A 22,364-nucleotide genomic window follows, 5' to 3' on the forward strand; every position below is an offset into this window, starting at 1 on the left:
CACCATTAGTCAAGGTCTCGACGTAAGTCAGTTCAGCAGGTCGTTCACCGATCGCAGTACCGGCACGGCGATCTCGGCCGGAGTGTCGGCGCCGGTGACGTGGAACGTGTGGCTCTCGCCCGTGGACAGCGTGACGAGGCACGAGTCCACCCGCGCTGCCGCGTCCAGCCGGTCCGGGAACAGCGCCAGGTCCTTCGCCAGAGCGGTCGCGCTGACCGTCACGTCGTACCCGTCCTCGGTCGGCGTGACCGTGGCCGTGTACGCGTCACCCGCGAGCTGCAGCTCGGTGTCCTCGACGAAGTACCAGTACGCCGTGACGCCGTCCGCGCCGCGCACCTCGAGGTACTCGGCGGCAGGCTTCCCGGCGACCGCGACGGATGACGGCAGCTCGTTAACCACCGCGGAGCGGGCCGCGATCTCCACCGCGAACGTCTCCCGGGCGAGCACCTCGTCGCCGAGCGTCGACCGCCGCGTGACGGTGACCTCGGTCGACCATACCGCGTCGGTGTCGTTGTGTGCGGCAACGACCAGGCCGTCCTCCCGGGGCTGAACGGTCAGCAGCCGGTCGGCGTACACGCGCTTCAACGCGTACCACAACGGCTTGCGGATCCCGTGCCCGTCGACGGCTGCCCACGAGACCACCGGCCAGTTGTCGTTGAGCTGCCAGACAACCGCTCCCGTGTTCAACGGGAACAGCGAGCGGAAGTGCTCGATGCCATAGGCAACAGCGCGCGCCTGGTTCAGCTGCGTCGTCCAGTGCCAGTCGGCCATGTTTGCTGCATTTCCCGCCCCACCGCCCCGGTCGTCCTTCCAGGCCGGCAGGTGCTCACCCAGGCCGCGCTCCAGCTTCAGGTTGCCCTCGAACGCCTTCTGGTGCACCAGCATCTGCGAGCCGTAGGGATCCAGCGGCACGTCGTGCACCACCGACGTCAGCGTCGACCAGGCCGGCGGCCCCTGGAACCCGAACTCCGACACGAACCGCGGCTTGTACTTGCGGTACGTCGTGTAGTCCACCTGGTTCCAGACGTCCCAGATGTGCATGGTGCCGTGCCGGTCGTCGTTCGGGTGGATGAACTGGTCGAACGAGTACGGGCTGCCGGCCGAGTACGGCGTCCGCGGGTCGAGTTCCGCGACCACGCGGGGCAGCAGGTCGAGGTAGTACCCCGCGCCCCACGGCCGGCCGGCCAGGGGGGCCCGCCAGCCCCACTCGACGTACCCCCAGATGTTCTCGTTGTTGCCGTTCCAGACCGCGAGGCTGGCGTGCCGGCTCAGTCGCGTGACGGCCTCGCGAGCCTCGGCTTCGACCTCGCTGCGCAGCGGCTCGTCCTCCGAGTACGCCGCGCACGCGAACAGGAAGTCCTGCCAGACCAGGATGCCGAGCTCGTCGCAGACGTCGTAGAACAGCTCGCTCTCGTAGATCCCACCGCCCCAGACGCGCAGCAGGTTCATGCCCGCGTCGACCGCGTCCTCGACGCTGGTCCGGTACGTGTCGGCGTTCAGACGGGTGACGAACGCGTCGTCGGGGATCCAGTTCGCGCCGCGCACATAGATCGGCTTGCCGTTCACCGACAGCACGAACGGCGTACCGTCGTTGTCCGGGGCAACGTTCACGGTGACGTTCCGGAAGCCGATCCGAGCGTGCCAGTCGTCGTCGTTCAGCGTCACGGTCACGTCGTACAGCGGCTGTTCGCCGTACCCGCGCGGCCACCAGACGTCCACGTCGGCGACCGAGCTGACCAGCTCCACGGTGTCGGTGCCGGGCTTGACGGTCGCCGACTGGCGAGTGCCGCCGACCTCGACCGTCACGGTGGCCTCACCGGCTGCGTCGTCGGCCCAGGCCAGTTCGACATGCGTCGTGAGCACGCCGTCCGAACCGTCCACTCGGGCGAGCGGCCGGACCGAGGAGATCCGGACATCGGACCAGGACTCGATCCGGATCGGGCGCCAGATGCCGGCCGTGGCAACGTCGGGTCCCCAGTCCCAGCCGAAGTTCGACGCCATCTTCCGCAGCTCGTTGTACGGGTGCAGGTTGGTGTGCGGCCAGCTGCCGACCTTCGCGCGCTCCGCCTCGGCCGCCGTCACCGGTCCCTCGAACTCGACCGTCAGCTCGTTGTCCCCGGCCACCAGACCGCCGGTGACGTCGAACCGGTACGAGCGGTGCTGGTTCGCGGTCCGGCCGAGCTCCTGGCCGTTCAGCGTCACCGTCGCGACCGTGTCCAGCCCCTCGGCCACCAACTCCTGCCGGTCGTTGCCGTCAGCAACCCAGGAAAACGTTGTCTGGAATGCCCAGCGGGTGCGGCCGATCCAGTGCAGCTGCGACTCGTTGTCGCCGTCGAACGGGTCCGGGATCTCGCCGGCCGCGAGCAGGTCGGTGTGCACCTCGCCCGGCACGGTCGCGGCGACGGCGCGGCCGATCAGGCCGTCGGGCGCCGGCCCCTCGACGGCGTGCACCGTCCAGGCAGCACCGCCCTCGGTGGTCAGGTCGAAGGTCTTGAGTGATGTCACAGTCGGGCTCCAGAGGTGAACCGGTTTAGTAGAACCGCGCTGCTCCCGCCAGGCACGGAAGCAGGGGAACGTCAGGCGTCCAGGACGTACCGTCGCCACAGATCGGCGAGGGCGCGGTGTCCGGCAGCGGTTGGGTGTACGCCGTCGCCGGCGAGCGTCGCCGCACCGGCCGACACGGCCTGCTTGGTCAGCTCGGCGTCGGTGGGGACCAGGATCGCGCCGTACTCGACGGCCAGCTTCCGGACCACCTCGAGCTTCGGGTCGAGGTCCTCGCGCCACTCCTCCTGCCCGTCCTTCACCGGCAGCAGGAACGGCTCCATCAGGACCACGGGGCACGACAGCGGGTCGAGCAGCGACCGGTACGACGCCTCGAAGTCCTCGGGGGTCGTCGGGTCGTTCTCGTCGTACCGCCGCCAGGTGTCGTTGATCCCGATCAGGATCGACACCAGCGACGGGTCGTGGGCCAGCACATCGGCGGTCCACCGGGCAGCCAGGTCGGCCGCCCGGTTGCCGCTGATGCCGGCGTTGACGATCGCCGGCCGGCGCTCGCCGAGCTCGTCGGACAGCTCGCGGACGTAGCCGTCACCGAGTCCGGAAGGATCGGTACGGCGGCCGCAGTCGGTCACCGAGTCCCCGGCGAACACGACGGTCCGCCGGGGATCCAGAAGGATGCTCACAGAGTGGCCGCCGTGACGTCCCAGTCGTCGGGCAGGATCGGCGCGACCTCGACCGTGCTCGCCACGTCCACGAACGCGCCGGTGTCGATCGAGTCGGTGATGGAAGCCATCACGTCGACGATGTGGAACGCCAGCGCGCCGGTCGCCCGGTGCGGCCGGTCGGCACGGATGGCGCGGGCCATCTCGAGGACGCCGGTCCCGCGCTGTGCGACCGCCTTCGTCTCGGCGATCGTCTCCCAGTCCTCCGCGCCGCGCCGGCGGATCTTGATCGCACCGTCGAACCCGTTCGGGTCCGGTACGGCGAGGGTCGCGTCCGAACCGGTGATCTCGACGAACCCGGCCCGCGGCAGCGGCGAGTCGAAGCTGAAGATGCTCTGCGACGACTGCCCCGACTCGAACTTCGCGATCGCGCTGACATGCGTCGGCACGGTGACGTCGAAGTCGGTCCCCGCCAGCGGACCGGAGCCGATCGTGCGCTTGTCCCGCGACTTCGAGCCGATCCCCGCGACGGCGGCGACCGGGCCGAAGAGCTGCACCAGCGTGGTCAGGTAGTACGGGCCGATGTCCCACAGCGGACCCGCGCCGTCGGAGAACAGGAACGCCGGGTTCGGGTGCCAGGACTCCGGGCCGGGGGACTGCATCAGGGTGAGCGCGGTCAGCGGCGTACCGATGTCACCGCGCTCGATGATCCGCCGGGACTCCTGCAGGCCCGGGCCCAGGATGGTGTCCGGGGCGCAGCCCAGCCGCAGGCCCGCGTCCTGGGCCGTCGCCAGCAGCTTCAGGCCGCTCTCCTGGTCCAGCGAGAACGGCTTCTCACTCCAGACGTGCTTGCCGGCAGCCACCGCGGCGAGGGCCACCTCGACGTGGGCGATCGGGATGGTCAGGTTGACCACGATCTCGACGTCGGCGTTGTTCAGCACCGCCTCGGGACCCCCGTGGGTCTCGATGCCGTACTGCTCGGCCTTCTCCTTGGCGGCCTCCGGCCGCAGGTCGCCGATCGCGACGACCTTCAGGTCCGGGAAGCTCTGCATGCTCTTGATGTAGGCGTCGGAGATGACTCCGGCGCCGATCACACCTACACCCACAAAGCTCATCGTCGTCCTCGCTTCGCTGCGGGCGCCGATGAGGCACGAAGGGCGCTGTGCTTGATGGTGAACTCGCTTCGCTCGTTCACGCCGGTGCGCCCTCTCCGGTGAGGAAGGCGTAGCTGCCCTCGACCGCGTCGAAGATCTCGCCGGTGAAGTCGTCCAGCTCGACGACACGGAGCGCCTGCGGCGCCGCGGCCAGGATGTCCCGGACCGCGATGGTGCCGTCGCCGACCGCGACCTGGGCCTTGTTGTTCAGGGTCCCGTCGCCGTCCTTGACGTGGATCGCGGTGACCCGCTCGCCGAACTTCTTCAGCAGCGCCGGTACGTCGGCGCCGCCGACCGCGGCCCAATACGTGTCGACCTCGAGGATCACCTCGTCGGACAGGTTGTCCGCGAGGATCTCCAGCGCGTGCGCGCCGCCGATCGTCGACTCGAGCTCGAACTGGTGGTTGTGGTAGCCGACCGTGATGCCGAGGTCGGCGGCAACCTTCGCGGCCTCGTTCAGGCCCTGGGCGATCGCCTTGACGTCGTCCGCGGCCTGCCAGCGGGCCGGGTCGGTGTGCGGGTCGATCACCGTGGTGATGCCGAGCCGCTGCGCCGCGGCGAGGATCGGGGCGCTGTCCTCGCGGAGCAGGCCGGCGTGCGTGGTCGGGGCCGAGAGTCCGTGCTTGGGCAGCGCGTCGGCCAGACGGTCCGCGAAGGCGGTCACACCGAAGGGTTCGACCTTGGTGTAGCCGATCTCCGCGATGCGGGCCAGGGTGCCGTCGAAGTCCTCTTCGAGCTTGCCCCGGACCGTGTACAGCTGGAGGGACAGGTGGTCCTTTGCGACCATGGTTTCTCCTTGTCGGCGGCACCGCACCCGCTGCCCTGGGGTTGGCGCCGACTGATAAGCCGAACCGGTTAAGTAACGACGCAAACCGTATCCCAATCGGCCCCGTCCACACCACCCTCCGCCCAACGACTGGGCGGTCACCTGACAGGCCGCTCAGCCCCGGTGGTCCCGGGGAGGTCACTTTCTGTGCGGAGATCCTGACATGGTGTGCGTGACGGAGGACACTGTGAGTGTCCGGATCGCTCGTCAGCGGTCCGGTCGCTGGGGAGGAGTCCCATCGTGTCGCACGTAACCATCAAAGAGATCGCACGGCGCTGCGGTGTCTCACAAGGCGCAGTGTCCTACGCCCTGAACAATCGGCCCGGGGTGTCCGAGGCCACCCGGGCGCGAGTGCTGAAAGTCGCCGCGGAAATGCAGTGGGCGCCGAACCGCGCCGCCCGGCAGTTGTCCGCGGCGCGCAGCGAGACGTTCGGGCTCGTCCTGGCCCGGACCGCGCAGACGCTGAGCGAGGAGCCGTACTTCATGGGCTTCGTCGGCGGGATCGAGGCGGTGCTGGCCGAGAAGTCGTACTCGCTCGCGCTCCAGGTCGTCGCGAATCTGGACGACGAGATCGCGACGTACCGGAAGTGGGCCGCGGAGCGCCGGGTCGACGGCGTGATCGTCGTCGACCTGCGGGTTGCCGATCCCCGCATCCCGGTGCTGCGCACGCTCGGTCTGCCGGCCGTCCTGGTCGGCGATCCCGCGCTCGCCGACGGGATGCCGTGCGTCTGGACGGACGCCGCCGCGGCGATGACCGCGGCGCTCGACCACGTGGCGTCGCTCGGCCACCGGGTGATCGCGCGGGTGGCCGGTCCGCCGGAGTTCGGCGACGTCTGGATCCGCGACCAGGCGTACGACCTGGCTGCCTGCCGGCTCGGGCTGACGGCCTCGACCCATCACACCGACTACTCCGCCACGCAGGGCGCCGACGCGACCCGCGAGGTCCTCGCCGCCACCCCGCGCCCGACCGCGATCGTCTACGACAACGACCTGATGGCGGTGGCCGGACTGGCCGTCGTCCAGGCACTCGGCCTTCGCATCCCCGACGACATCACCCTGGTCGCCTGGGACGATTCGCCGCTGTGCCGGATCACCCACCCGACACTCACCGCCCTGAGCCACAACGTGGTCGGCTACGGAACCGAGGTGACCCACCGCCTGCTGGACCTCCTGGCCGGCGCCCAACCCCAGTCGCACCTCTACTCGACGCCCCTCCTGCTCATCCGCGACAGCTCCGGCCCCCCACCTCGCGCGAACGGATAACCCCTCGCCTTGGGGGTTCTTCGTCGGTATGCCGACGAAGAACCCCCATCAGGCAGGGATAACCCCGCGTGTGTCGGCGCTGCTCAGCCGGCGGTGACGGTGACGGGTACGCCGTTGACCGCGGAGGTGCCGGCGACGGCGTCGACGAAGGCCGTGTCGGTGATGTCGTTCGCGCTCGGACCGGGGACCTGACTGGCCACCGAAAGTCGCGCGCCGGGGTGGTTGTGGCCGAAGCCGTGCGGCAGGCTGACCACGCCGGGCATCATGTCGTTGCTAGAGGCAACTTCAACCGAGACGGCGCCGGCCGCCGAGGTGACGGTGACCAGCTGGCCGTCGGTCAGGTCGCGGTCGGCGAGGTCGCCCGGATGCATCAGCAGCTGGTGCCGCGGCTTGCCCTTCACCAGGCGCGCGGAGTTGTGCATCCAGGAGTTGTTGTTGCGCAGGTGCCGGCGGCCGATGAGCAGCAACTCGCCGGGGGCGACGGTCGTCAGCGCATCCAGCCGCGGCAGATCGTCGAGGATCATCGGCTGGGCGAGGTCGATCCGCTTCGACGTCCGGCGCAGCGCTCCGGGCAGCGCCGGCTGCAACGGCCCGAGATCGATCCCGCCCGGTGACCGGCGCAGCGTCCCGACCGACAAGCGGTACGGACCGATCCGCAGCCCGGCGTCGACGATCCGCCGCGGTGACAACCGCAGCCGTGCCGTCGTCTGTACGCGGCGCCGGCTCCACGGGGTACGGCGTACCAGCGCCAGCCCCAGGTCCCGGAAGATCTCCCAGTCGTGCCGCGCCGACGCGGGCTTCGGCAGGACGGCGTCGTTCCACCGCGCGGTGTTCCGGACGGCGAGCTGGTGGAAGATCACGTCGTAGTGGTCCCGCTCCAGCGGCGGCGCCGGTGGCAGGATCACGTCGGCGTGCCGCGTGGTCTCGTTGATGTACGGATCCACCGCGACCATGAACTCGAGCGACCCCAGTGCCTCGTCGAGCCGGCGGCCGTCGGGTGTCGACAGCACCGGGTTCCCCGCGACGGTCACCATCGCCCGGATCTGCCCCTCGCCCGGCGTCAGGATCTCTTCGGCCATCGTCGACACCGGCAGCTCGCCGCCGAACTCCGGCAGGCCGCGAACGCGGCTCTTCCAGGCGCCGACGTGGCCGCGCCCGAGCCCGAGCAACGCGTTCACCGCCGGCCGCGGGAACATCGTCCCGCCGGGGCGGTCCAGGTTTCCGGTGATGATGTTCAGCACCTGGATCGCCCACTGGCAGATCGCGCCGAACTGCTGCGTCGACACCCCGACCCGCCCGTAGCAGGCCGCCCGCTCGGCCGTCGCGAACTCGGACGCGATCCGCCGGATCGCGTCCGCCGGGATTCCGGTGATTTCCGCAGCCCGTTCCGGGGTCCACTTCTCCACCGCGGCCTCCACGGCCGCGAGACCGTCGACGTATGCCGCGACGCGCGCGTGACCGTCGGAGATCACCTGATGGATCAGGGCAAGCAGGAAGGCGGCGTCGGTCCCCGGCCGGACGAAGTGGTGCTCGTCGGAAACCGCTGCCGTCTCGGTCCGCCGCGGATCGACGACGACGACTTTTCCGCCGCGTTTCCGCACTTCCTTGAGGCGTTTTCCGAAACCGGGTGCGGTCATCATGCTCCCGTTCGACGCCAGCGGGTTCGCGCCGAGCATCAACAGGTACGACGTCCGGTCGATGTCCGGCACTGCGATCATCAGCTGGTGCCCGTACAGCAGGTACGACGCGAGCATGTGCGGCAACTGGTCGATCGAGGTCGCGCTGAACCGGTTCCGGGTCCGCAACTGCCGGACCATCGTCGGCAGATGGGTGAGCGCGCCGAGGCTGTGCACGTTCGGGTTCCCGAGGTACACCCCGACCGCGTTCCGTCCGTGCTCACGCTGGATCCCGGCGAGCTTGCCGACGACGAGCTCGTACGCCGCCTCCCAGCCGATCTGCTGCCAGCCGTCGGCCGTGCGCCGGACCGGTGTGGTCAGCCGGTCGGGGTCCTCCTGGAGATCGCGGAGCGCGACCGCCTTCGGGCAGATGTGACCGCGGGACAGCGGGTCGGACTCGTCGCCGCGGATGTCGGTGACCCGGCCGTCCTCGACGGTGACGAGCACGCCGCAGATCGCTTCACAGAGGTTGCAGGACGTCCGCCGTACGGTCATCCACTCAAACTACCCCCGGGTAGCGACGGCCGCATCAGTCGAAGCGCGCCTCGTCGAGCCGGCCGAGGATCGCGTCCACGGTCTCGCCCACCGACAGGTCGGAGTTGTCCAGCCAGAGCCCGCGCCGCGGACTGAACGCATGCAGCTCGTAGTCGAGCTCGTCGACCAGATGGTGCGCGCCGCCGAGCCGGGTCGAGATGACCTCCGGCCGGGGCGTCAGCACGACCAGGTACCGCGGCCGCGTCCGGATGCCGTCCAGGAACTCGCGCAGCAGCTCGCCGATCACCACGTCCTGCAGGACCACGGTGAAGCCGGCTTTCGCGTACTCGTCGGCGGCCTGACAGGCGAGCCGGTAGCGCAGCTGCAGCTGGCGTTGTGCGGCGAGCACGTCGTCGGCCATCGACGCCTGCCCGCTCACGATCATCCGCCGGAAAACGTCCCCCCGCAGATGCACGCCGTACTGGAACCTCTCGGCGAGCATCTGGGACACCGACGACTTCCCCGCCGCCATGATTCCGCTGACGACGATCACCCCCTCGGACTCCATGCGGTGATCGTGCCACGTGCCGCGCGGTTTTAGACCGGTCTCGGCGATTCTTGTCCGAAAACCCAGGTTTGCAAGGGGTTACTGCCGAGCCATCAGCGTCTCGAGGTGGTGGCGCAGCAGCTGCCGGACCCGGGCCGGGCTGGTGCGGTCGGGCTGGATGGCGGCGTGCAGTGCGAGGCCGTCGATCAGGGCGTGCAGGCGCTCGGCCTCCCGGCGTACCTCGAGATCGTCCCGGAGCGCGCCGTCCTCGGCGAGCGCGTTCAGCAGCGACTCGCACAGCTGCCGCAGACCGTCGTGCACGGTGTCGACGTGCGCGCGCAGGCCACCGGCACCGGACTCGGCCTGGGCCTGCGCCATGAACGCCATCCAGACGTCGAACTCTGCGCGCCGCTCGGCGTCCAGCGGCAGGGCCTCCTCGAGGTAGCGCAGCGCGATCGTGGTCGCGGAGCCCTTCGGCTGGATCGCGGCGACCCGCTCGGTCACCCGGCGCGACACCAGATCCATCGCGAAGCTGAGCAACCCGTCCTGGTCGGGGAAGTAGTACCGCACCGCGCCCGCGGACCAGCCCGCCTCGGCGGCGATCGTGCGCACCGAGGCCGCCCGGATCCCGTCCCGGCGGACCACGCGCCACAGCGCTTCGGCGATCTCCTCGCGGCGGGCGGCGTGGTCGACGATCTTCGGCATGTAGTCCTTTTTAGCACAGCTGTGTTAGCCTCGTTTTACAACACGGTCGTACTTAAAAACTCGGGAGGGGAACACCGTGCTGCTTGCTGTCATCGCCGCGTGTGAGATCGGGTTCTGGGTCCTGCTCGTCGCAGGCCTGGCGGCCCGCTACCTGCTCCGGCTGCCGAAGATCGGTCTGGTGCTCCTGGCCGGCGTGCCGCTGGTCGACGTCGTGATGCTGGTCGCGAGCGTCGTCGACATCCAGCGGGGAGCGGAGCCGTCGTTCAAGCACTCGCTGGCCGCGATCTTCATCGGCGTCAGCGTCGGCTTCGGCCACCAGACCTTGAAGTGGGCGGACAAGTGGGCCGCGCACTACATGGCAGGCGCCCCGCGTCCGGTCAAGCCGCCGAAGAAGGGTCCGGAGCGTGCCCGCCGGGAGCGCGCCGGCTGGTTCCGGCACCTGCTCGCGTACGTCGTCGCCGTCGGCATCATGATCGGCCTCGGCCTGCTCTCCGGCCGCGGGTACGACGCCGCGCTCGGGCCGGCCTGGACCTGGACGATCGTGCTGGTGATCGACGCGATCGTGTCCTTCAGCTACTCCTTCGAGGGCGACGAGGCGCCGGACCGGGAGAAGGAGTCCGTCTGAGGTCCCGGCGTACGCCTCGTGGTCGTCGTACATTGCGTTCATGACGACGACGGGGCGTATCTGGACCTGGCTGACCGTGACAGTGGTCCTGGCGGGCATCGTGATCCAGTTGCCGCTGTCGGCGCAGAACGAGGAGGGCTTCTTCTCCACCGCGCCCGAACGCCTGTTCAACGTGTTCGCGTACTTCACGATCCAGTCGAACCTGTTGCTCGGCGGTACGGTGCTCGTGCTCGCGCTGTGGCCGGACCGGATCCGGGGCGCGGTGTTCAAGACACTGCGGCTCAACGGTGTGCTGTGCATCGCGGTGACCGGCATCGTCTATCACGCGGTGCTGGCCGGGCTGGACGAGCTGAGCGGGTGGGCCTGGGTGTCGAACTTCCTGCTGCACACTGCCGCCCCGATTGCCGGTGTCCTCGGCTGGCTCTTGTTCGGGCCGCGTGGTCAGACCGACTGGCGGATCGTCGGGTGGTCGATCGTGTACCCGTTGCTGTGGCTCGCGTTCACGCTGATCCGCGGCGAGTTCGTGCACTTCTACCCGTACCCGTTCGTGAACGTCGACGAGCACGGGTACGGGCGGGTGCTACTGAACTGTCTGCTGGTGGCGGTACTGTTCCTGGCTCTGGCGGCGGGGGCGACCACCCTCGACCGCCGGTTGCGCCGGAAGACAACCGTCGAAAGGTAGACCCGTGCTGGTGACCTCGCGATCGTACGCCGAGTACGAAGCGATGTTCGACCTGGTGGAACTCCCCGAGTCCGTGCTCGACTGCTGTGCGGGCGGTGCCGGCTTCACGGCCGAGGCTGCCGCCCGTGGTGTGGACGCGATCGCCGCCGATCCGGCGTACGAGCTGGACCATGCCGAGCTCGTCGACAGCGTCCGGCGCAGCCTGCCGGCGACGTCGGGCATCGTCGACGAGCATGCGGGGAGCTTCGTCTGGCACTGGTACGGGTCGCCGGAGCGGAAGGACCAGTACCGGATCGAGGCGGCCGACCGGTTCCTGCAGGACGTCGAGGCGGCGCCGGAGCGGTACGTCGCCGCGGGCCTGCCGGACCTGCCGTTCGGGGATCGCCGGTTCGAGATGGTGCTGTGCTCACATCTGTTGTTCACCTGGTCCGGCAAGTACGACCGGGACTGGCACGAGGCCGCGTTGCGCGAGCTGATCAGGGTCAGCAACTCCGAGGTGCGGATCTTCCCGCTGGTGCAACAGGGTGCCGGGGCAACGATCCCGTGGCTGCCGGAACTGCTGGAGTCCCTCGACGGCGTCACCTACGAGATCCGCAAGGTGCCCTACGAGTTCCAGGTCGGCGCCGACCAGATGCTGGTCATCACGCGCAGCTGAACTCTGGTGCTTCCCACCCATCGCGCTCACGGATGAGTGCGCCACTGACCCGTCACGATGGGCGGGAAGCGGTCCAGTGGGCCGGACGAACGTGGGAGGACGGTCTACCGTCGCCCGCCCGGCCGGGTCCGGCTCAGCGCAGGTACTTACCGCAGACCGGCCATGGGGACGCGCCGCGCTGCGCGTAGAGCTTCTTCGCGCGCATCAGCTGCTCACCCGCGGAGGCCTTCGCCGGGTTGCCGGAGCCGCCGACGCTACGCCAGGTCCGCAGGTCGAACTGGAACAGCCCGTAGTAACCGGCCGGGTTCACAGCGCGCGGGTTGCCGCTGGACTCACAGTTCGCGACCTTCGCCCAGGCGCCGCTCAGGTTGGCCTTGCCGCTGCTCTTCGGGCGGTCCTCGGACCGGCTGGTCTTCGCCTTGCGCTCCGGCTTCGAGCTCTTCTTCGTCTCGGCCTTCTCGGCCTTCTTCTGGGTGGTCCGCGGCGCCGGGTCGGCGGCGGCCTTCTGCACCCCGTCGAGCGTGAGGGTCTGCCCGATCAGGATGAGGTTCGGGTCCTTCAGGTTGTTGATCCGGGCCAGCTCGTGCCAGTCGGCGCCGTTGGCCTGGGCGATCTCGGAGAGGGTGTCGCCGGACTTGACCTTGTAGTCGGTCGCGAACGCCGAAGCGGCGCCGGCGGCGGTGATACCGGCTCCCAGACCGGCGATGGAGATGGTTCGGGCCACCCGGCGAGTGCTTCGCCGGGCGCGCGCATGTCGGGCCTTGGACATCTGGAAAGCGCTCCTCGTGAGCTTGGGCATGGTGGAACGCACCGTGCAGGGGGAGGCACCCGGACGCGTCGCCGACCAGGTCACGGGACAGCGTCCGAATGGTCACGCCACGGTAACGACGCGACCTGAGTCATCCTGTGTGAGGATCGCCCGAAACGCAAGACCAATCCGTGATCTGCCCCGAAGTTTTTCCGGAGCCTGAACTTCCGAAAGCCCAACAACAGAACGGTTTCCGGGCCGCGACACGCCGAGCTGTACGCCTGGGAACCGATCAGTTTTTCAGCGCTTGAACCAGCGTTCCGGGACCAGTCGAACGGTCAGTTCGCGGATGGTCTCCCGGTCGTCCTCCGGCCACGACTCCCAGACCCCCCGGGCCCACTTGAGCAGTGCCGCTTCGACCTCGTCGACGCCGCCCGCGGTGAGCACGTCGTACGCCGTCACCTCGCCGACGCGGGCCGGCGGGACGAGGCGCGGCCAGTCGGCGTACGAGTTCGCCATGATCCCGTGCGCGGTGCGGACGTCGATGTTGCCCGAGCCGCGTTCGAAGAACATGTAGAGACCGTTCAGCGCGAACACCGGCCCGATCCGCGGCGCGGCCGGGGCGACGTGCTGTGCGCCGTACGCGTCGATCCGCAGCTGGTGCAGGTATCCGAGCCGGGCCGCGTGCTGCACCTCGAAGCCGAGCAGCTCCCCGGCGACCTCCGCGCACGCGCCGGACGCGTTGTACTTCGGCGTACCGGGCCACTGTGAAAGCGGCAGGACGGCGCCACAGCCGGGGCAGGTCGTGGATTCGTGCGTGCCATTCGGAGCGTTCACTCGTTGATCGAAACACGGGCAACCGCCGTCCGGCAGCTGGATTTCACCGCTGGGGGTGGTGCGGCGACAGACGGTGATGGGGGCAGAAGCGGTGATCCGAGTGGCTCTCGGCCATCGCGGCACGTTGGTGCGTGGTGCACTGGCCGCGGTGCTGGCAAGGGAGAACGACCTGGACGTGGTGGCCGAGCTGGACCGCTCGGAGGACGTCCTCCAGGTGGCGGGGCGACGTCCGGAGGTGTTCCTGCTCGACCCGCAGTTGCCCGGCCGGATCCGGATCGAGGAGCTCTGCCGCAAGCTCGCGGGGCGCGGCGTGCTGGTGCTGATCGACCATGAGGCGATCGCCGCGACCAGCTTGGCGCTGGTGAAGCAGGCGCCGCGGATCGGCCTGATCGCGACCGACGCGACGACCGAGCAACTGGTGCAGGCCGTGCGCGACGTCGCGAAGGGGCTGCCCGTGGTCGACGTCCGGCTGGCGGTGGCCGCGCTGAAGGCAGGCGACAACCCGCTCACCGACCGGGAGTGCGAAGTACTGCGCCAGGTCACCACCGGCGCGACCGCACAGGAGGTCGCCCGGACTCTCAGCCTGAGCGCGGGCACCGTGCGGAACTACTTGTCCAGGATCCTCGCCAAGACCGGCTCTCGGAGCCGGATCGAGGCGATCCGGAAGGCTCAGGACGCGGGCTGGATCTGAGGGCCGGGTGTCCAGTTGCCGTGCAGGTCGCGGTACATCCGGGACGTGCGCATCAACGTGGCGTGTGTCCCGAGGGTGGCCTTGTTGCCGTCGAGAACGAGGATCCGCCTGGCCCGCAGCGCCGAGCTGATCCGGTGCGCGATGACGACCAGCGTCCCCTCGCGCTTGGCGAAGGCTTCCTCGGCCTGGCGCTCGGCCTCCGCGTCGAGGAAGCAGGTCGCCTCGTCGAGCACGACGAGCGGCGCGGGCGACAGGTAGGCGCGGACCAGCGCGAGCAACTGCTTCTCGCCGGCGGAGAGCTCGCCCGGACGGACCGTGGCGTGCAGGCCGCCGAGACGTTCGACGAACTGCTCGGCGCCGACGGTCTTCGCGGCGAGCTCCAGCTGATGATCTGTTGCGTCAGGCAACAAATAGGCGAGGTTGTCGCGCACGGTGCCGCTGAAGACGTACGCCTCCTGCGGAATCAGGACCCGGGTCTGCGCGAGCCGCTCGACGCTGACATCGGCCGGCGGAACACCGCCGAGCTGCAAATGACCGTCGGTCGGAGTCAGCATGCCGCAGACCAGCCCGGCCAGCGTCGACTTGCCGATACCGCTAGGGCCGACGACGGCGAGGTGTTCGCCTTCGGGGATCGTGAGTTCGAGCTTGTCGAGCACGGGCTCGGCCTTGGGGCCGTACGCGAAGGTCAGTCCGCGCAGCCGGACCTGATAGCCATTGAGTACGTCGACGGTGCGCGGCGCGTCGGTCGGGGTCGACGTGTCGAGGATCCGGCCGAGCGTGATGACGTAGCGCAGACCGCTGTCGCCGAGGGCGTTCATCACCGTGTTCAGCGCCGGTTGGAGGCCGATCAGGACATAGGTCAGTCCGCCGAGCAACGTACCTGTGCTGACGCCGCGGCCCACCAACCACGGTCCGGTCGCGAGCAGGATCAGCAGCGGCAACCAGCCGCCCACGGCGAAGCACATCGTCCGTAGCGCGGAGACCTTCGCCAGTGCGCGTTCCGCTGCCGCATGCGCCTCGATCGGCACGCCGGCCAGCCATTCGGCGTACTCCTCGGTCCCGGAGGCGCTGATGTCGCGGACGCCGCCGAACACCATCCCGGCCGAGGCCGCGAGGTCCTCGTCCGCAGTCAGTGACGCACGCACGCGGTCCGCCGCCATCCCGAGCACCGCGAGCGACAACGCGAACCCCAGCAGGAACGGCGGTACGACGAAGGCGGCGACGAGCGGAGCGAGCGACAGCAACCCGGTCAGGACGCCGAACAGCGTGACCGCGAAACTGCGCAGCACGAGGACCAGGCCCGCGAACGTGTCCCGGACGATCTCGACCTGCCGGTTCAGACGGGCGACGGCGCCGTCGTCCGCGGTCCGGAGCGCGCCACCGACGACCCGCCGGACCAGATCGTCCCGCAACGGCTCGACCAGCTCCCCGAGCCGCCCGTACACCTGACGCGCGCCGGCCGCGCCCAGACCGGCGGTCGCGACCAGCCCGCCCAGCCAGGCGATTCCCTGCCACGCATGACCACCGAGAAAGCTGTCCGTCGCCCGCGCCACCGCGATCCCGTACACCGCCGTCGGCAGAATCTCCGGAACCGACCACCCGATCAACCCGACCGCGGCCCGCTTCCGCAGCGCAGCAGCGCCGTACGACAGCTCGCGTTTCACCCGAAAACGGCCCTGTACGACGTGTTGTGCCAGAGGTCGGCGTGGGGGGCGATGGCGCGGACCTGGCCGTGGTCGAGCCAGATGACCAGGTCGGCGCGGGCCGCGGTGGCCGGGCGGTGGGTGACGATCAGGCGGGTGCGGCGGTTCCGGTCCTCGGTGAGGGTGCGGCTGATCTGGCGCTCGGTGGCGGTGTCCAGGCTCGACGTGGCGTCGTCGAGGACCAGGAGCCGGCGGGCCGGCCAAGCCCGGGCCAGGCCGAGGCGCTGCCGTTCGCCGCCGGACATCGGTGCCTTGCGCAACGAAGTGAGGTACCCGTCGGGCAGCCGGCTGACGAAGTCGTGGGCATGTGTGGCACGGGCGGCCGCGAGCGTGCGGACCGGGCTGACCGCGTGCGGGTCGATCGCCTCGCCGATCGTCCGGCCGACCAGCTGCGGGCGCTCGAACGCACACCCGACCGCGCTCCGCAGCGCATGCCGGCTGACGGCCTGCAACGGTACGCCGTCCAGCGAGACCTGGCCGGTCGACGGATCCCGCAGCCGCGCCGCGACCGCCGCGAGCACGGACTTTCCGGCGCCGCTCGGGCCGACGACCGCGACCGTCAGGCCACCGGGGAGCTCGAGACTCACGTTGTCCAGCAGGACGTTCCCGTCGGCGACCACGCTGACACCGTCGAACGTCAGCTGCCCGGGGCCGGACGGCAGCGTCAACGTACCGTGCGCGACGGGCTCGACCGCGATCACCTCGGCGGACCGCCGGACGCCGGCCTTGGCGCGGGCGAGCTCGCCGAGCACGCTGGTCAGGTTGCCGAGACCGGCCCCGAGCACGGCGTACTGCGAGGCGGCGAACAGCTCTCCCGCGGTGATGTCGCCGCCGACGAGCTGGATGCCGCCGACGGCCAGGACCGCGACCAGGACGAGCGGGCCGACAACCGCGGCCTGCGCGCCGGAGCGGGCCAGGATCCGCCAGGTGACGACGCCGTTGCGGTGCAGCTCGGGCATCAGCCCGAGGATGCGGCGCTCCTCGCGCTCCGTCGTACCGGCGGCGGTGATCGTGCGGATGCCGGTGAGCGCCTCCGACAGCAGCGCGGCGATCCGGCCCTGGGTCTCCTGATACGCCAGGCTGACGTCGGCGGTCCGCTTGGCGAAGGTCCAGAGCACGAGGACCACGAGCAGGACGCCGCCGAAGAACGCGGCCGCCAGCCACGGGTCGATCACGGCCAGCAGGACGAGGCTGCCGAGCGGGGGAGCGACCGCCGCGATCGCGGTCACCGCGGCCGGCCCGGCCTGGGCGGCGTCGGTCGCATTGGCCGAGACGCGGGTGACGAGGTCGCCGGTCTCGAAGTCGCGCGTGCCGCCGGGGCCGCCGCGGACGACGTGCCGGACCAGCCGGTGGCGGAGCCAGGACGTGGTCTCGGCGACGCAGGCCGCGCCCGCGAACGCGTCGATGATGCTGGCCGCGATGCCGAGCCCGATGAGCGACGCCGCGACGACCAGCCAGCGCGGGTACCCGGCGCCGGCCACGATCGAGTCGACCGAACGCCCGAGGACCGCCGGAAGCGCGAGTGTGACGGCGCTGCCGATGAGCGCGTTGACCCCGATCAGCGGCAACCAGCCCCGCCCGCGCTTGGCCACCTCCTTGAAGGTGATCATCGGCGGAGACCGGTCTGGTCCGCGACGAACGCGAGCATGTCGGCGGCGAGGCTGATGCCGCCGGTGGTGTGCCCGGCGTCCGGCTCGAACCTCAGCAGGACCGGTCGACTGCCGGCCGTCGCGTGTTGCAGCGCCGCGCACAGTTTCCTTGCGTGCAAGGGATCCACGCGGGTGTCGTTCCCGAAGGCTGTCAGCAGGACGGCCGGGTACTTCACGCCGTCGGCGACGCGGTGGTACGGCGAGTAGGAGAGCAGGGTCTCGAAGTCGTCTGCGTCCTGCACCGTGCCGTACTCCGTGGTCCAGCGCTCGCCCAGCCCGGTGAGCTCGTAGCGGATCATGTCGGTCAGCGGGGCCGAGCAGACCGCGGCGGCGAACAGCTCTGGGCGTTGGGTGAGCGCGGCCGCCGTCAGCAGGCCGCCGTTGGACTCGCCGCAGATGGCGAGCTGGTCGGCGGTGGTCCAACCGTCGGCGATCAGGTGCTCGGCGGCGGCGATGAAGTCGTCGAAGACGTCCTGCTTGTGGTGGCGCGTTCCGGCGTGGTGCGAGCTGCCGTCGCCGCGAACGGTCGCCGTCACGAAGGTCCCGCCTGCTTCGACCCAGGCCAGCGTGAAGGCGGAGTACGCCGGCGTGAGCGACTGCCCGAATCCGCCGTATCCGTAGAGGATCGTCGGACGCGGCCCCGGCTCGCCGATCACCTGTAGCTCGACACCTGTTCTGGTCGTCAGCCGGCGCATCGTGGCTTCCCGCGCAGCGACGTCTCCAGTGGTGGTGCGGGTGCTCGCGTCGTAGCAGTAGACGGCCGGCGGCGTCACGCTGTCCGTGTAACTGAACCAGGCCCGGTTGCCGTGGGCCGTCAACGCACCCACTGACCCGCTGCCGGGGAGGTCCAGGATCGTTTGCAGCCGGCCGCTCTCCCGGTCGTGCACGGTGATCTCGTTGGTCGTGCTGACCAGGACCACGTCGTCGAGGATCGCCAGGCCGGTCAGCGGCTTGTCCGGGCGGAGGTAGTCGTGCCAGACCGTCGGCTCGGTCGGGTCGCCGACGCAGATCCGCCCGGCGGGCGAGTCCTGCGCGGTGACGACGTACAGACGGCCGTCCGGACCCACTGACATGATCGTCGTCGCGTCCTGCGGCAGATGCCGCGGCGGTGCGTCGGTGGTCAGGTCGGCGAGCCACACGTCGGTCGCGGTACAGATCGTCAGCCAGCGGCCGTCGGCGCTGATCTCCAGGCCGTACGACGCCTCCGCGGCGAGGACCGTGACGTCGTCGGGGTCACCCAGGCGGTGACGGCGCACCTGCCGCAAGCGCACGTAGTAGAAGGTGTTTCCGTCGGGGAGCCACGTGACGGGCGAGTAGCGGCAGCCGTCGATCGGCCCGTCGACCACCTGGCCGCTCGCGATGTCCAGGACGCTCAGCGACGAGCGCTCGTCACCGCCGCGGGACAGCTGGAACGCCAGCTTCGTGCCGTCCGGCGAGGGCTGCCAGGCGTCGAGCGTGGTCAGGCCGGTCGGGTCGAGCTGCTTCGGATCGATCAGCGGCGTCTCGTCGACGTACAGGACGGCGTGCTGCTGCCCGGCCGCGCGGCGCAGCGTGAAGCAGCGGTCTCCGCGCCAGTCGGGCGTGGACACGCTGCTGACGTCCGACAACCGCCGGACGTGGTTCTTCCAGCCGAACCGGCTGGTCAGCGACGCGGCGTACGTCAGCCAGAGCTCGTCCTGGTCCCGCAGCCATCGCTCGGTCTGCGCGGCCGTGGAGTCCTCGAGCCAGCGGTACGGATCCGCGACATCATTACCGTGCACCTGCTCCACGAGCGTCAGACGCTCGGCGCATGGATAAGACTGCACGGGTCGATCACCTCACTCCCCTTGTCCCACCAACACAACGAGCAGGCAGGCCCGGGGCTACAGGTCGGCCCTGGGTGGGTCACCACCCAGGGCCTCACTACCTGGCAATACAGGTGCCGTATCAGTGGCAGAGCAGCAGGCTCAGGTTGCTCGGGGTCTGCGAAGCGCAGCCCAGCACGGTCAGCGTGGAGCCGCCGTGGTGGTGGCCGCCGTGGCCGTAACCCGGGGTCTCCAGACCTTGAAGGTCGAGAAGTGCCATGTTTTTACACCTCCTTCGGTGCGGTTCGTCGGGATGGGGACTCGGACCACTGGGGAGGTCCGAGGAACGGGAGGGACACCGGCGCGTCGTGCAGCGCCGTGCCCAGGGCCAGCAGGACGCCGGCCGATCCGGTCGCCAGGTCCATCGAGAGACGGAGCAACTGGTTGCCCGGGAACGCGAGACCGCCCTCGAACGGCATCGCGTGCCAGCCGAGACCCTGCACCAGGTCGTCGACCTGGTCTTGGAGCGCGGCAGCAGCGAGGAGAATCCCGGCGCGGCCCATGAACAGCCCTGGCTGGACGTAGTAGTCGCAGTGGGTGACCCGCTTGAGCTCCTGCAGTTGCGCGCTCAGCTCGTCGGACGGACGGTGGCGCAGGTAGCGCTCGAGGACGAGTGCGATGCCGACGGATCCCTCTTCCAGGTAGGGGAGGGTTCGCCAGCCCTGGTTGACCTGGCGCATCCCGTCCTCGGTGAGCACGGTGCGCTTCAGGTCCTGCCGGATCGCGATCTCCGCGAGATCGAGCAGTCCGGTGTCACCGAGCTGCTCGAAGGCGTTCAGGAACAGCAGCGCCGGGCCGGACGAGCCGTACATCAGGCCGGCACGTGCGTGCTGCCCGCCGCTGATCTCCGGTACGTCGGTCTCCAGCCGGTCGGCGACCAGGTCGAGGACCCGGACCGCCTTCGCCCGGAGCGCCGGCTCGGTGTCGAAGTGCAGCAGGTTCAGGCCGATGCCGGCGAGGCCGGAGTGCAGCCCGAGCTCGCGGGAGCTCCAGTCGTCGGCGAGAGTGCGGTCGACCAGGTCCAGCGCGTCCTGCCGGTAGCCCAGCTCGTCGAGGACATGGGCGACGCCGTGCAGACCGTCGTACAGCCCGGGGCCCGTCGCGGTGCTGACGGCTTGCTTGCGCAGCCAGTCGTCGTACTCCGGGAAACGGCCGGCTCCGGTCTTGGCCAGCGCGTACAGGACGCCGGCCGCACCGGTCGCGAGGTCGATGCCGCCGCCGTCGCGGAACTGCGCGATGTCGCCGGGGAACAGCCGGTCGGTGCGCTCCGGTGTCGCGCTCGCGACGATCGCCTTGGTGAGCGCCTCACGTACGTCGGTCCAGCCGGCCCGGCCAGGGAGTGCGATGCCGTCCAGCTCGTTGGTCGCGTCGGCGCCGACGATCGTACGCACCGCGTCATCGAGGGTGTCGCGCGCCACGGGGAACGTCTCGGCGATCATGTCCGCGAGCTGGAACGCCTTACCAGGATGGAGATTCAGCAGGATCGTTGCCTGCGGCGCGTAGACGCCGAGCGCGATACAGGCCAGGGCATACCGGTCGACGTCGACGCCTTGCCGGTCCTGCGGAGCGGCGTACCCGGGATGGGCGAGCGTCGAGCGGGCCCGGTCCTCGGCCCTGGTCGCGACCTCGAAGTCGATCAGCGTGAGCTCGCCGTTCACGTCGAGGAGCAGGTTGTCCGGGTGCAGGTCGCAGAACACGACACCGCGCTCGTGCAACTGCCCGACGGCCTCGCCGACCTTGGCGATCATCGCGGTCGCCCACTCGGCGTACCTGGCCTTTTGGGCCTCGGTTGCGTCCGGGTGCGTCAGCGGATACCGCCGGACCAGCTCGCGTTGCAGTGACACCGAGTCGATGTGCTCCTGCACGAGGAAGTGGTGGTCGCCGAGCTGGAGGTAGTCGTGCGTCCTCGGTACGGCGTCCAGGCCGGCGAGCTGCTCGAGGATGTCGCGCTCGTGGGCGATCCGCGCGACCGCGTCCCGCCCGGACATGTCGAGCCCGGCGTACGGACGGCCCTCCTTGAGGACGACGCGGTCGCCGGTCTCGTTGTGGTGGCCGAGGTACACACCGCCGCCGTTGGAGAACTGGATGACGCCGTCGATCGTGTATGCGAGGTCGTTGGTGGTGACCGCGTTGCGTGCGTCGAGATGCGGCTGCAGGAAGTCAGGCAACTGGACCCACGGCGGCGTGACGAAGGTCGGGCCGCGATGGTCCGGCACGAGGGTGCCGTTGGCGTCCTCGATCGCGAGCACGCGCTCGCCGGTCGGCGAGAGGCAGTGCCTGCTGACGAAGGCGCCGTACCGCACGAACAGCGGGCCGTCGGCGTAGCGCAGATCGCTCAGGATGTAAGGGCCTTCGACGCCCTGGAGGACCTCGTTCAGCTCCTTCAGCACCAGCTCGAGCTGGGCCTCGTCGGTCGGGTAGATCGTCACCAGCTTGCCGCTCGACCCGCGGGGAGCGGCCTTGGAGTTGACCATCACCAGGACGGCCTCGTTGCGCAGGTACTTGAACGCGATGCCGCGCGGGACGCAGTACTCCCACACGGCGTCGAGCGTCCGCTCGACGTCCTGGAGCCGTGCCGAGACGTGAACCTTCCAGCCCTGCAGGGGGAGCTGGAGATTCTCCGGCGCGTAGTGCATCCACTGCTCGCCCGGCACGTGCCGCCACCCGCCTGGCACCGGCCGCTGGGTGATCGCGAAATCCGGATGCTGGGCACCACGGTTGGCCGGCGTCTCGTAGAACCGCCGATCCGCAAGGCAGTAGAACTCGTAGCTCTCGTGCATGACTGTCCGACCCCCCTTTCCGTTGGTGCCCGCCACATCTTGGGCGCCCGGAGCAGGATCGGCGTAGTGCACGATGTCATCACTCTCGTGTGAAGAACCCACACACTACGAGTGAGTAGGTAAACACTCTTCGTTACAGTACTGCGCACCGCGAGCGTGAATCGCCCCGTAACACCATGTCAATCCACGACAACCCCATCACGGCCCGTAACCTCAGCGGCTGTGCCTCGTGCGAGGTCGGTCCGCACGGCCTCGGCAGACATAGGCCGACGGCGTTTGACCCTGGCAAGCGTCGTGGTCGCTTGGCAGACTGGACTGCCCTGACCAGCACGCAGAACTGGGGA

The 22,364-nt window shown here is 69.8% G+C and carries 19 protein-coding genes; 5 read left to right on the plus strand and 14 right to left on the minus strand.

What is annotated here, in order from left to right; genetic code table 11:
- Nucleotides 1-27: 27 nt before the first annotated feature.
- The 4 genes from ACWEOO_RS16315 to ACWEOO_RS16330 all read right to left on the minus strand — a co-directional run bounded on the left by ACWEOO_RS16315 (nucleotide 28) and on the right by ACWEOO_RS16330 (nucleotide 5,102).
- Entirely contained in the window at nucleotides 28-2,505 is a 2,478-nt protein-coding gene (locus ACWEOO_RS16315; protein WP_452143648.1) for a glycoside hydrolase family 2 protein, read from the minus strand.
- Nucleotides 2,506-2,576: 71 nt separating this feature from the next.
- On the minus strand, nucleotides 2,577-3,182 hold the full coding sequence (locus ACWEOO_RS16320; protein ID WP_452143649.1) for an SGNH/GDSL hydrolase family protein: 606 nt from the start codon (nucleotides 3,180-3,182) through the stop codon (nucleotides 2,577-2,579).
- Nucleotides 3,179-4,276 carry a Gfo/Idh/MocA family protein gene (locus ACWEOO_RS16325; RefSeq protein WP_452143650.1) on the minus strand — a complete coding sequence of 366 codons (1,098 nt, stop codon included), beginning with the start codon at nucleotides 4,274-4,276 and terminating at the stop codon, nucleotides 3,179-3,181. The genes ACWEOO_RS16320 and ACWEOO_RS16325 overlap by 4 nt, the downstream gene beginning before the upstream one ends.
- Before the next feature lie 76 nt (nucleotides 4,277-4,352).
- The gene (locus ACWEOO_RS16330) at nucleotides 4,353-5,102 is read right to left on the minus strand and encodes a sugar phosphate isomerase/epimerase family protein (protein WP_452143651.1); all 750 of its coding nucleotides are present in this window, start codon (nucleotides 5,100-5,102) and stop codon (nucleotides 4,353-4,355) included.
- Between the two features lie 279 nt (nucleotides 5,103-5,381).
- Between ACWEOO_RS16330 and ACWEOO_RS16335 the strand changes: the two genes are divergently transcribed.
- Nucleotides 5,382-6,404: a LacI family DNA-binding transcriptional regulator gene (locus ACWEOO_RS16335; RefSeq protein WP_452143652.1), complete on the plus strand. Its 1,023-nt coding sequence runs from the start codon at nucleotides 5,382-5,384 to the stop codon at nucleotides 6,402-6,404.
- 83 nt (nucleotides 6,405-6,487) lie between these two features.
- On the opposite strand, the gene ACWEOO_RS16340 is transcribed toward ACWEOO_RS16335, so the two are convergent.
- From ACWEOO_RS16340 to ACWEOO_RS16350, 3 genes are all read right to left on the minus strand, one after another.
- Complete coding sequence (locus ACWEOO_RS16340; protein ID WP_452143653.1) at nucleotides 6,488-8,575, minus strand: molybdopterin-dependent oxidoreductase; 2,088 nt, start codon at nucleotides 8,573-8,575, stop codon at nucleotides 6,488-6,490.
- Nucleotides 8,576-8,609: 34 nt separating this feature from the next.
- Nucleotides 8,610-9,122: an AAA family ATPase gene (locus ACWEOO_RS16345; RefSeq protein ID WP_359931742.1), complete on the minus strand. Its 513-nt coding sequence runs from the start codon at nucleotides 9,120-9,122 to the stop codon at nucleotides 8,610-8,612.
- Nucleotides 9,123-9,200: 78 nt separating this feature from the next.
- Complete coding sequence (locus ACWEOO_RS16350) at nucleotides 9,201-9,806, minus strand: TetR/AcrR family transcriptional regulator (RefSeq protein ID WP_452143654.1); 606 nt, start codon at nucleotides 9,804-9,806, stop codon at nucleotides 9,201-9,203.
- A 76-nt stretch (nucleotides 9,807-9,882) separates the two neighbouring features.
- Between ACWEOO_RS16350 and ACWEOO_RS16355 the strand changes: the two genes are divergently transcribed.
- Genes ACWEOO_RS16355 through ACWEOO_RS16365 form a run of 3 tightly spaced genes read left to right on the plus strand, consistent with a single transcriptional unit; the run spans nucleotide 9,883 to nucleotide 11,768 of the window.
- Entirely contained in the window at nucleotides 9,883-10,431 is a 549-nt protein-coding gene (locus tag ACWEOO_RS16355; RefSeq protein WP_452143655.1) for a 2TM domain-containing protein, read from the plus strand.
- Between the two features lie 40 nt (nucleotides 10,432-10,471).
- Nucleotides 10,472-11,113 carry a Pr6Pr family membrane protein gene (locus ACWEOO_RS16360; RefSeq protein WP_452143656.1) on the plus strand — a complete coding sequence of 214 codons (642 nt, stop codon included), beginning with the start codon at nucleotides 10,472-10,474 and terminating at the stop codon, nucleotides 11,111-11,113.
- Nucleotides 11,114-11,123: 10 nt separating this feature from the next.
- Nucleotides 11,124-11,768 (plus strand): class I SAM-dependent methyltransferase, encoded by a 645-nt coding sequence (locus ACWEOO_RS16365; RefSeq protein ID WP_452143657.1) that lies wholly within the window; start codon nucleotides 11,124-11,126, stop codon nucleotides 11,766-11,768.
- 133 nt (nucleotides 11,769-11,901) lie between these two features.
- On the opposite strand, the gene ACWEOO_RS16370 is transcribed toward ACWEOO_RS16365, so the two are convergent.
- Together ACWEOO_RS16370 and ACWEOO_RS16375 are read right to left on the minus strand one after the other, a co-directional pair.
- On the minus strand, nucleotides 11,902-12,492 hold the full coding sequence (locus ACWEOO_RS16370) for a transglycosylase family protein (protein ID WP_363712452.1): 591 nt from the start codon (nucleotides 12,490-12,492) through the stop codon (nucleotides 11,902-11,904).
- Nucleotides 12,493-12,816: 324 nt separating this feature from the next.
- On the minus strand, nucleotides 12,817-13,353 hold the full coding sequence (locus tag ACWEOO_RS16375; protein ID WP_452143658.1) for a DUF5946 family protein: 537 nt from the start codon (nucleotides 13,351-13,353) through the stop codon (nucleotides 12,817-12,819).
- 91 nt (nucleotides 13,354-13,444) lie between these two features.
- On the opposite strand from ACWEOO_RS16375, the gene ACWEOO_RS16380 reads away from it, so the two are divergent.
- Nucleotides 13,445-14,044, plus strand: a complete 600-nt coding sequence (locus tag ACWEOO_RS16380) for a response regulator transcription factor (protein WP_452143659.1) — start codon at nucleotides 13,445-13,447, stop codon at nucleotides 14,042-14,044.
- Here the strand turns inward: ACWEOO_RS16380 and ACWEOO_RS16385 are convergent.
- The 5 genes from ACWEOO_RS16385 to lanKC all read right to left on the minus strand — a co-directional run bounded on the left by ACWEOO_RS16385 (nucleotide 14,023) and on the right by lanKC (nucleotide 22,020).
- The gene (locus ACWEOO_RS16385) at nucleotides 14,023-15,708 is read right to left on the minus strand and encodes an ATP-binding cassette domain-containing protein (RefSeq protein WP_452143660.1); all 1,686 of its coding nucleotides are present in this window, start codon (nucleotides 15,706-15,708) and stop codon (nucleotides 14,023-14,025) included. The genes ACWEOO_RS16380 and ACWEOO_RS16385 overlap by 22 nt on opposite strands.
- Complete coding sequence (locus ACWEOO_RS16390; RefSeq protein ID WP_452143661.1) at nucleotides 15,705-17,357, minus strand: ABC transporter ATP-binding protein; 1,653 nt, start codon at nucleotides 17,355-17,357, stop codon at nucleotides 15,705-15,707. The genes ACWEOO_RS16385 and ACWEOO_RS16390 overlap by 4 nt, the downstream gene beginning before the upstream one ends.
- Nucleotides 17,354-19,201, minus strand: coding sequence for a prolyl oligopeptidase family serine peptidase (locus tag ACWEOO_RS16395; protein ID WP_452143662.1), 1,848 nt, complete (start codon nucleotides 19,199-19,201; stop codon nucleotides 17,354-17,356). The genes ACWEOO_RS16390 and ACWEOO_RS16395 overlap by 4 nt, the downstream gene beginning before the upstream one ends.
- A gap of 121 nt (nucleotides 19,202-19,322) precedes the next feature.
- The gene (locus tag ACWEOO_RS16400) at nucleotides 19,323-19,460 is read right to left on the minus strand and encodes a SapB/AmfS family lanthipeptide (RefSeq protein WP_130387812.1); all 138 of its coding nucleotides are present in this window, start codon (nucleotides 19,458-19,460) and stop codon (nucleotides 19,323-19,325) included.
- Nucleotides 19,461-19,464: 4 nt separating this feature from the next.
- On the minus strand, nucleotides 19,465-22,020 hold the full coding sequence (gene lanKC, locus ACWEOO_RS16405; protein ID WP_452143663.1) for a class III lanthionine synthetase LanKC: 2,556 nt from the start codon (nucleotides 22,018-22,020) through the stop codon (nucleotides 19,465-19,467).
- Nucleotides 22,021-22,364: the final 344 nt, after the last annotated feature.

It is taken from the genome of Kribbella sp. NPDC004138 (assembly GCF_053603655.1).